Origin of the sequence: Bacteroides sp. An279 (assembly GCF_002159615.1) — a bacterium.
GTDB classification, from domain to species: Bacteria; Bacteroidota; Bacteroidia; order Bacteroidales; family Bacteroidaceae; genus Phocaeicola; species Phocaeicola intestinalis.
Window position 1 is genome coordinate 1 of sequence record NZ_NFJA01000178.1, and the last position, 2387, is coordinate 2387.

The 2387-nt window shown below is 46.9% G+C and carries 3 protein-coding genes; 2 read left to right on the forward strand and 1 reads right to left on the reverse strand.

The window, feature by feature from the left end; translation table 11 throughout:
- The coding region (locus tag B5F78_RS16360) for a PD-(D/E)XK nuclease domain-containing protein (RefSeq protein ID WP_206421967.1) at window positions 1-221 on the forward strand (221 nt) is incomplete at its 5' end.
- Between the two features lie 85 nt (window positions 222-306).
- Here B5F78_RS16360 and B5F78_RS16365 read toward each other — a convergent pair.
- Complete coding sequence (locus tag B5F78_RS16365) at window positions 307-1206, reverse strand: diaminopimelate dehydrogenase (protein ID WP_013618489.1); 900 nt, start codon at window positions 1204-1206, stop codon at window positions 307-309.
- Between the two features lie 213 nt (window positions 1207-1419).
- Here B5F78_RS16365 and ruvA point away from each other — a divergent pair, with 213 nt between their 5' ends.
- Window positions 1420-2016, forward strand: a complete 597-nt coding sequence (gene ruvA, locus B5F78_RS16370) for a Holliday junction branch migration protein RuvA (RefSeq protein ID WP_087407243.1) — start codon at window positions 1420-1422, stop codon at window positions 2014-2016.
- The last annotated feature ends 371 nt before the right edge of the window (window positions 2017-2387 follow it).

Genomic DNA, 2387 nt, shown 5'->3' on the forward strand with positions numbered 1-2387 from the left:
AGGAACAGAGCGAAGGACGGGTGGACTGCATCGTAGAGACACCCGATTACGTCTATATCTTTGAGTTCAAACTGGACGGTTCGGCAGACGAAGCCCTAAAGCAGATAGAGGAAAAAGGCTACGCACGCCCGTATGCTTCCGACAGGCGACTTATATATAAAATAGGTGCCAGCTTCTCCTCGCAGACCGGAACCATTGACGACTGGAAGGTGCAAGGTTAATATCTTTGAAACAAGAAAGACGCAGAAGTATAATAATCCGTTTACACTTCTGCGTCTTTGTTATTTCAATGTGATTCCGTCCAGATTATACCAGATGTGCCACCCATTCATCACGGTCTCCCGGAAGGAGGTCTACCACCGGAATCTCAATCATTGTGTAGCATCCCGGTTGCTGACGCATCGAGGCGCGGGCTACGCATACCAGTACTTGGGCAGTCAGAGCCGGATTGTTGATTTTCATATCAAATTCGAACAATTGGTTATGAGTCTTGCCCGATACACCTTTGCGAACCAAGTTCACACCGTGGCCTACATCGTTCAGGTCGTCCACACAAGCGACTTGTTTCACGTGCGTTTCGTCATTCACGAAATACGGGTCAGCTTTGATAGCTGCTTCTACCTGCTTGAAGTCGGCACCCTCTTCCAGCTCTACATATACCATACGGCGATGAATACCCGTACCTACCGGAATAGTCATCGACAACGCATCTTTCACACCGGCAATCGCACGCACAGCTACAGAATGCCCCATGCTGCGGCCCGGACCGAAGTTGGTATAGGTAATGCCTTTCGGAGCAATGGCTTCCAGCAAGGTACGTACTACCGAGTCACTTCCCGGGTCCCAGCCTGCCGAAATAACCGATACGGTATTGTTTGCCTTAGCCACTTCGCCCAATGTACGGCGCAAGTCGCTGATTTGTGTATGGATATCAAAGCTGTCCACGGTGTTGATACCGAGTGCGAGGATTTCTTTGGCGTACTGCTCTACGCTGCGCGTCGGAGTGGCAAGAATGGCAACATCCACGTCTTTCAGTTCTTTGATGTCTTTCACCACTTCATAGTTTGCCAACTCGGCAGGCTTGTTTTCCGCCCCATGACGGCGCACGATACCTGCCACTTCGAAATCGGGAGCCGCTTCCAGCGCTTCCAGCGTAAATTTTCCGATATTACCGTAACCCACTACGGCTGCTCTAATTTTCTTCATCGTGTTTGATGTTTTAAAATGAATCTTCAATTGAACTAATCTGTGTAATCTGTGGTGTGTCACTCACCGACTTTTACGCCACAAAGATAGAAAAACGAAACGATTCGTGACATACCGGAAAGAGGCGATTTTGAAAATATTATCACAAAACTTATGATTTATAACTTTCTTATGCCTATTTTTGCATCGAAATTAGAAATTGCAGCAAAAAAGATGATTGAATATATCAAAGGAGAACTTACCGAACTGACTCCCGCCATGGCAATAGTAGAATGCCACGGTGTAGGCTATGGCATCAATGTCTCACTCAACACCTTTTCCGCCATTCAAGGGAAGCAGGAAGTCAAACTCTTCATCTACGAGGCAATCCGCGAAGACGCCCATGTGCTCTACGGCTTCGCCACCAAGCAAGAGCGCGAGCTTTTCCTTTTGCTCATCACCGTTTCGGGCATCGGAGGCAACACGGCACGGATGATCCTCTCCGCTCTTTCTCCCAATGAATTGTGCAACGTCATCAGCAGCGGAAACGACAAATTACTGAAAACCGTAAAAGGTATCGGGCTGAAAACAGCGCAACGCATCATTGTCGAACTGAAAGACAAGATAGCCTCCACAGGTATTACCGAGGCGGAGACCGTATCATCCATATCTGCATCTGTCAACACCGAAATCTACGAAGAAGCCGTAGCCGCCCTGGTTATGTTAGGTTTCGCACAGGCTCCTACGCACAAAGCCGTGGCTAGTATCCTAAAAGCCGATCCCGATGCTACTGTAGAACAAGTCATCAAGCTAGCATTGAAGATGTTGTAAGATAATTCCAGCAAACATCTTTGCCCGATAGCTTGTAAATAAGTATACCGGTCTATCATCTTCATCTGCCAATGGAAGCGGATGAAACTCCTTGATAAAGCCAGCAGATTCATCGCTTTATGCTGATACGGATTGCCAGATTTATCTTTAATGATCAGATAGCCCGCTATCTTCCTTATAGTAGAGATGCTAAATTTTGCGTCTCTACAAAAAACATCCCCAATCAGCACACGATAAACCCAGACAGGCTCTAATCTTTATATTGATTTAGAAGCTGTTTTGAATTTATCGTGCGATGATTTGGGATGAGTTTTTGAGGCATTTCCGCTTCTGTGATGAGGAAGATAGCGGGCTATCTGACGAAGAACAGG

What these genes read in the sequence shown, in the direction of transcription:
- ruvA (WP_087407243.1), top strand. Translation starts at nt 1,420, where the DNA reads ATGATTGAATATATCAAAGGAGAACTTACCGAACTGACTCCCGCCATG.
- B5F78_RS16365 (WP_013618489.1), bottom strand. Translation starts at nt 1,206, where the DNA reads ATGAAGAAAATTAGAGCAGCCGTAGTGGGTTACGGTAATATCGGAAAA.